A 3,351-nucleotide genomic window follows, 5' to 3' on the forward strand; every position below is an offset into this window, starting at 1 on the left:
GCCCACCCCCACGGCCAGATCTACGCCTTCCCCTTCACCACCCCGCGCACCGCCCGGATGGCCGCACGCGCCGCCGAACACCGCGCCGCCACCGGCCGCAACCTCTTCGACGACCTGCTCGCCGCCGAACGCGCCCACGGCGAGCGCGTCGTGCTCGCCGGGCGGCACTGGACGGCCTTCGTCCCCTTCGCCGCCCGCTGGCCCTACGAGGTCCACCTCTACCCGCACCGCCGGGTGCCCGACCTGACCGGCCTCGACGACGCGCAGCGGAGCGAATTCCCCTCCGTCTACCTGGAATTGCTGCGGCGCTTCGACCGGCTCTTCGGTGGTGGCCGCACCCCGTACATCTCCGCCTGGCACCAGGCGCCCGCCGGGCAGCGCGACGAACTCGCCCTGCACCTGGAGCTGTTCACCATCCGGCGCACCGCCGACAAGCTCAAGTACCTGGCCGGGGTGGAATCCGGCATGGACGCCTTCGTCAACGACGTCACGCCCGAGGACGCGGCCCGACGGCTGCGGGAGGTCGCCTCGTGAACACCTTCACCTTCACCGGAACGAGCGAGTTCACCGAGCTGTACGGCCGGGCCCCCGAGGGGGAGTGGGCCGCCCCCGGCCGGGTGAACCTGATCGGCGAACACACCGACTACAACCTCGGGTTCGTCCTGCCGATCGCCCTCCCGCAGGCCGTCCGCGCCCAGGCCGCCCGCCGGACGGACGGGCTGCTGCGGCTCTGGTCCGCCCAGGGCGGCGGGCCGGTCACCGAGTTGCGCGTCGCCGACCTCGCCCCGGGCGCGGTGCCCGGCTGGGCCGCCTACCCGGCCGCCGTGGTGTGGGCGCTGCGCGACGCCGGGCACGAGGTGGGCGGGGCCGACATCCGGCTGGACAGCGACGTGCCCAGCGGCGCCGGGCTGTCCTCCTCCGCCGCACTGGAGTGCGCGGTGGCCGTCGCGTACGACGACCTGTACGGGCTGGGCCTCTCCGCGCCCGAACTCGCCCTGCTGGCGCAGCGGGCGGAGAACGCCTTCGTCGGCGTGCCGTGCGGGATCATGGACCAGATGGCCTCGATGTGCTGCCGCCCGGGCGCCGCGCTGTTCCTGGACAGCCGCGACCTGGCGATGCGCCAGGTGCCCGTCGACCTCGCGGCGGCCGGCCTGGCCCTGCTGGTGCTCGACACCCGGGTCAAGTACGACCTGGGCGACGGCGCCTACGCCGCCCTGCGGGCCGGCTGCGAACGGGCCGCCGCCCTGCTGGGGCTGCCCGCGCTGCGGGCCCTCGACGCCGCCGACCTCCCCGCCGCCCTGACCCGACTCCCCTCGGAGCTGCGCCCGTTGGTGCGGCACGTGGTCGGCGAGAACGCGCGCGTCGAGGCCGCCGTCGCCCACCTGGACGCCGGCGACCCCGCCGCGCTCGGCCCGATCCTCACCGCCGGGCATGCGTCACTGCGCGACGACTACCAGGTCTCCTGCCCGGAGACCGATCTCGCCGTCGAGGCCGCGCTGGCGGCGGGCGCGTACGGCGCGCGGATGACCGGCGGCGGCTTCGGCGGCTCGGTCATCGCCCTGGTGGACGCCGAAGCCGCCGACCGCGTCGCCACCGACGTCACCGTGGCCTTCCGCACCGCCGGGTACACCGTGCCGCGCACCCTCACCGCCGTACCGGCCGAGGGGGCACGGCGGTTGGGCTGAGCTCCTTCCGGCTACGCCTTGTGGGCCGCCGGGCGCTCCGGAGACGCCTCCGCGAGCGCCCGGGTCACGGCCTCGACCCCGGCGCGCAGCCCGTACACCGGGGTGCCGGGCTGCTGCCGCCAGGAATCGTCGATCCCGCCGGCGTCCACCGTGTCGAAGCCCAGCTCCTCGATGAGCTCCCGGACGACCCGCTTGGCCGCCTCGTCGTCCGACGCCACCGGCAGGGCGATCCGCTCCGGATCGCCCGCCGGGCGCGGCGCGTCCAGCAAGTCCTGCGCGTAGGTGCCGTTGAAGGCCTTCACCACCCGGTGGCCGAGGTGCCCCTCCGTCCAGCGGCTCTCGGTGAGCCCGTCGTCCTCGATCGCGTCGATCCGGCCGTCGCGCTGCTGCGGGTAGTAGTTGCCGGTGTCGATCACCGCCACGCCCTCGGCGGCGCCGTCCAGCAGGCCCGCGGGCAAGTCGGGCACCGCCTTCAGCGGGACCGTCACCACCACGACCTGCGCACCCCGCGCGGCCTCGGTGGCCGGCACCGCCTTCGCGCCCGTCTCCTCCGCCAGGGCCTTGAGCGTCTCCGGGCCGCGCGAGTTCGCCACCGCGACCTCGTGCCCGAGCTTGGTCAGCCGCCGGGTCAGATTGCCGCCGATCTGGCCCGCGCCGATGATGCCGATCTTCATGGAAAGCCCCTCGTCTGGGAGTGCCACACAACCCGTCGCCCTGGGCCAACCACCCGGCGATTGCCGCGATTCCCGTTCCGTTCACCCGGGAGGGTGGTTCTCCGGGACCCATGGTCGAGGCGGGCCTGGTACCGGTCCGGCGCGCGGCGCGAGGGTGGGGCGCATGAACGCGAACCACGCTCCGTCTTCCTCCACCGTCCTGATCACCGGCGGCACCAGCGGCATGGGCCTCGCCACCGCCCGCCTCCTCCTCGACACCGGCGCCCGGGTCGTCATCACCGGCCGCGACGACACCCGGCTCGCCCGCGCCGCCGAACGGCTCGACGGCGGCGACCGCCTCCTCACCGTGCGCGCCGACGCCGCCGTACCCGCCGACCTCGCCCGCCTCGCCGACACCGTCCGCGACCGCTACGGCAAGCTCGACGGCGTCTTCGCCAACGCGGGCGTGGCCGGCTTCCAGCCCGTGGAGGAGGTCGGCGAGGCCGAGTTCGCCCGGATCATCGACACCAACCTCAAGGGCGTCTTCTTCACCGTCCAGCACACCCTGCCCCTGCTGGACGCGGCCGGCGGCGGCTCCGTCGTCCTCAACGCCTCCTGGACCCCGCACCGCGGCTTCCCCGGCGCCGCCGCCTACGCGGCCGGCAAGGCCGGCGTCCTCAGCCTCGCCCGCACCCTCGGCGCCGAACTCGCCGGGCGCCGCATCCGGGTCAACTCCGTCAGCCCCGGCTACATCGTCACCGAGATGTTCCACGCGGCCGTCCCCGACCCGGCCGCCCACGAACCGATCCGCGCCCAGGTCCCGCTCGGCCGCCTCGGCCGGGCCGAGGACGTGGCCGAGACGGTGGCCTTCCTGCTCTCCGACCGGTCCTCGTACATCACCGCGCAGGACATCGTGATCGACGGCGGCCTCGTCCCGGCCCTCCCGTTCTCCATCGCCTGAGCACGTCGGGTGCGTGCCTGGTCCTGCCAGGACCAGGCACGCACCCGGCCGT

The 3,351-nt window shown here is 75.0% G+C and carries 3 protein-coding genes and 1 pseudogene; 3 read left to right on the forward strand and 1 reads right to left on the reverse strand.

The annotated features are described in order from the left end of the window. Nucleotides 1-534 (forward strand): annotated as a pseudogene (locus tag J0670_RS33655) (galactose-1-phosphate uridylyltransferase); the annotation flags it as partial. Next, nucleotides 531-1,685, forward strand: coding sequence for a galactokinase (gene galK / locus J0670_RS33660; protein WP_207816072.1), 1,155 nt, complete (start codon nt 531-533; stop codon nt 1,683-1,685). The pseudogene J0670_RS33655 and the gene galK, both read left to right, overlap by 4 nt. 11 nt (nt 1,686-1,696) lie before the next feature. Here the strand turns inward: galK and J0670_RS33665 are convergent, their stop codons facing one another. Continuing rightward, the gene (locus J0670_RS33665; RefSeq protein WP_207816075.1) at nt 1,697-2,359 is read right to left on the reverse strand and encodes an NADPH-dependent F420 reductase; all 663 of its coding nucleotides are present in this window, start codon (nt 2,357-2,359) and stop codon (nt 1,697-1,699) included. A gap of 163 nt (nt 2,360-2,522) precedes the next feature. On the opposite strand from J0670_RS33665, the gene J0670_RS33670 reads away from it, so the two are divergent. Beyond that, entirely contained in the window at nt 2,523-3,299 is a 777-nt protein-coding gene (locus J0670_RS33670) for an SDR family NAD(P)-dependent oxidoreductase (protein WP_207816077.1), read from the forward strand. The last annotated feature ends 52 nt before the right edge of the window (nt 3,300-3,351 follow it).

This window comes from Streptomyces sp. FH025 (assembly GCF_017427025.1).
Lineage (GTDB): Bacteria > Actinomycetota > Actinomycetes > Streptomycetales > Streptomycetaceae > Kitasatospora.